Source organism: Mesorhizobium sp. M0243 (genome assembly GCF_040321775.1).
Taxonomy (GTDB): Bacteria; Pseudomonadota; Alphaproteobacteria; order Rhizobiales; family Rhizobiaceae; genus Mesorhizobium.
In genome coordinates this window covers 1-2,629 of sequence record NZ_JAMYSF010000066.1, presented here as the reverse complement: position 1 = coordinate 2,629, position 2,629 = coordinate 1, and the positions used below count along the sequence as shown (strand labels likewise).

The 2,629-nt window shown below is 59.7% G+C and carries 2 protein-coding genes; both read right to left on the bottom strand.

The features are described 5' to 3' along the window. Positions 1-154: 154 nt before the first annotated feature. On the bottom strand, positions 155-910 hold the full coding sequence (gene istB, locus NKJ11_RS33590; protein WP_352795173.1) for an IS21-like element helper ATPase IstB: 756 nt from the start codon (positions 908-910) through the stop codon (positions 155-157). A gap of 12 nt (positions 911-922) precedes the next feature. Beyond that, positions 923-2,434: an IS21 family transposase gene (gene istA, locus NKJ11_RS33585; RefSeq protein ID WP_502905829.1), complete on the bottom strand. Its 1,512-nt coding sequence runs from the start codon at positions 2,432-2,434 to the stop codon at positions 923-925. Between the last annotated feature and the right edge of the window lie 195 nt (positions 2,435-2,629).

Here is a 2,629-nt window from a genome sequence, read left to right as displayed (position 1 = left end):
TTGTCTGCGTATTCCGACGAAGCCGGCCATCGATTCCGATTTGAAGCCGGCCAGTCATTCCGATTTCATTCCGGCCGGTGTTCCGATTTGAAGCCGGCCATTTTTCGGACTGATCCTGGGTCTCGTTGATGTTTGGATTGGGTTTCGTTTCAGGTCAAGCTTGCGCTGTTTCGGTCGCTCTTGGCGAGCGCTGTTTTCGCATGCTTTCACCGGTGAGATCGATGCGATAGGCGTTGTGAACGAGGCGGTCGAGGATGGCATCGGCCAGAGTTGGGTTTGCAATGATCTCGTACCAGCGATCCAGGGGCAGCTGACTGGTGACGATTGTCGATCGGCGTTCGTAGCGGTCTTCAATGATCTCAAGCACATCACGCCGCTGGTCATCATTGAGTTTTTCCGGTCCCCAGTCATCGAGAATGAGAAGGTCGGTTTTGGCGAGTTGCTTGAGGATCCGGCCATAACGTCCGTCGCCTCTCGCGAGGGCAAGTGTTGCAAACAGCCGGGGAACGCGGTGATAGGCGACGGAGAAATCCTCTCGGCAAGCTTTGTGGCCTAGCGCACAGGCCAGCCAGCTCTTGCCGACGCCCGCCGGCCCGGTGATGAGAAGACTGTGATGCTTGCGAATCCAGTCGCAGCCGGCGAGCGCCATGAACAGATTGCGGTCAAGACCGCGTGCGGCACGAAAGTCGGCATTCTCGATCTGTGCGTCATGGCGAAGCTTTGCAGCTCTGGCGCGGGCTTCGAAACGCTTCTGGCGGCGCATGGTAGCCTCGCGCTCGAGCAGCATGGCAAGCCATTCGCCATGCTCGAGGCCGCGTGCTTCGGATTGTGCGTCGAGTTCCTGGAAGGCGGTGGCCATGCCATGAAGGCCGAGTTCGCGCAGCATGTCGATGGTCGGATGGATAAGCATTGGTGTGTCTCCTCAATGAAAGTAGTCAGGGCCACGCAGATTGGCGTGATCGACGATGGCGGTCGGTTCGGTGGAATGCCTTGCGGCCTTGTGATTGGCGATGAGCGAGGCGATGCTCTTGCAGTTCAGCCCACCGATCTCGACAGCGCGGGCTGACACGGCTTCGGCGCGATCGCGTGTGATATCGCGAAACAGGCGCAGGACACCCAGGCATGTTCGAAAGCCTTGTTCAGGATGTGGGCGGCTGGCGAGGATTGCGACAACCAAGCCTTCCGTCTCGGGGCCGACGGATGCGGCCCAGCGACGGAAACGATCCGGCGTCCACTCGGCATATCGCCGGTGGGAGCTGGGCATATGATCCGGATCAGTCCCATGACGAGGGCCGCCATAGCGGCGCTGATGGACGGCAATGCGCTTGCCGCGGTGGAAGATCTCGATCGTGCGTGCCGTTGCTCTCAGATCGACTTGCTGGCGAATGAGGCTGTGCGGCACGGAATAAAAGAAGGTCTTGAACTCGACATGGTAATCCGTCGAGACGCGGGCCAAACGCCACTCGGCGAATTCGTAGTCTTTGCTCGGAAGGCTTGCGAGCGCAGCACGCTCGACGCTCTCAAACAGTTGCCGGCGACTGACGCCCAGCCGACGCATGACGTGATCATTGATGCGATCGAGTGCCTGGCGAATGGCGGCATTGGCCTCGGCCAGCGAGAAGAAGGTCTGGTTGCGCAGCCGCCCCAGAATGCATGACTGGGCGAAACGCACGCCGTTCTCGACTTTCGATTTGTCCTTCGGCCGTCGCGGCCGTGCCGGAAGAACGCCGACGCCATAATGGGATGCCATCATGCCGTAGCTGCGATTGATCTCGGGATCGTAGAAGCTGGCGCGGCTGACGCCCGACTTCAGATTGTCGGGGACGATCAGTCGGGGAACGCCATCAAAGAAACGAAACATCCTGACGTGTGAACCAATCCAGTCAGGCAGTGTCTGGGTCCAGGTTGCTTCGGCATAGGTGAAGCTGGACGCTCCCAAGACCGCCACAAAGATCTCCGCCTCACGGATCTCGCCGGTGTCTCGATCAACGATCGGGATCCTCTTGCCGGAATAGTCGACGAAGACCTTGTCGCCGGCGGCGTGTTCCTGGCGCATCGTCGGGGAAAGCCGCTGTTCGAAGCTGCGAAAGAGCTCGCAGAACCGGCTGTAGCCATATCCGTCGGGATGACTTCCTCGATACTCCTCCCACAAGATGAGGAGCGTGACGCCCGGCTTCTTGAGCTCGACGGCAAGATGGGCCCAGTTCGGCTCTGTGCGCCGCCGCGTGCCCTGTTTGACGCCATTGCGAGCGAAGAGTTTGCTCTCAAGCGCGTCATCGGTCAGCTCGCCTGGCAGGGGCCAGCTCAACCCCATTGTCGCTGCGCGCCGCAGATTATCCTGCACCGTACTGCGTGCTATTCCCAGCACGACCGCAATCTCGCGGGAACTGGTCCCGCTTCCGGCAAGCCGAAGCATTTGTCTCAACTGTCTCATGGTCAGCCTTCTCTTTGCCGGCATCAAAATGTCCTCGTTCATCGCGAGGCAATTGATGCCAAAGTTGCTGGCCCAGGAGGTAATCTTCAGTGCCGAAAACTGGCCGGTCTTTGGTTGGAATGGTGGCCGGCTTCATACCGGAATGGTGGCCGGTGTTTGATCGGAATGGCGGCCGGCTTCACGTCGGAATCCGCA

What these genes read in the sequence shown, in the direction of transcription:
- istA (WP_502905829.1), bottom strand. Translation starts at nt 2,434, where the DNA reads ATGAGACAGTTGAGACAAATGCTTCGGCTTGCCGGAAGCGGGACCAGT.
- istB (WP_352795173.1), bottom strand. Translation starts at nt 910, where the DNA reads ATGCTTATCCATCCGACCATCGACATGCTGCGCGAACTCGGCCTTCAT.